The sequence below is a fragment of the Polaromonas sp. P1_G2 genome (genome assembly GCF_056405515.1).
The window spans coordinates 1-486 of sequence record NZ_JBFUBY010001001.1; the positions used below are offsets into that span (position 1 = coordinate 1).

Annotated in this window: 1 protein-coding gene; it reads right to left on the reverse strand. The window is 53.9% G+C overall.

Annotation, left to right across the window (positions count from 1 at the left end):
• Window positions 1–224, reverse strand: a 224-nt coding sequence (locus AC1D0P_RS28750; protein WP_477679849.1) for a hypothetical protein, incomplete at its 3' end; no start/stop codon positions are given.
• Between the last annotated feature and the right edge of the window lie 262 nt (window positions 225–486).

The following is a 486-nucleotide window of genomic DNA, read 5'->3' on the forward strand; positions in this document are numbered from 1 at the left end:
GTCTTGAACTCTTCAAGTTCAACGGCACGGTCGGCATCGTGATTTTCGCCGGGCTGACACTCGCCATTCCCTTTGCGTAGCGCATGTTTCCCGAAAGTGGTCTCTGGCTTCGGGATGAAGACATGCGCAAAACAGAGCGCATGTCTCGCGAAAGYGGTCACCGGTTTCGSGACAAAGACATGCGCAAAACAAAGCACCAAACGGAAAGCCCGGCTGCGGGACAAGGTCAGCCGGGCTTCCCGCCGACCGCTGGTCGTTGGACCGCGATCAAGTGAGCAATCCCAAGACTAAAGTCCGGCACCAGGAAAGGCTGTTACTTGGGGAACATCGGCTATGCGTTTGCTGCAGATTATGATACGGAAAGTTCAAATCAGTGTCATATCGCAACAGTAACGTAAAATAAGTCGAAGCACTGCATCTTAAAATTGACGGGCCGGACCCCTTGTGAAAGATTCGGCCGTCCGCTGATTTGACCCCTGCGGGAGC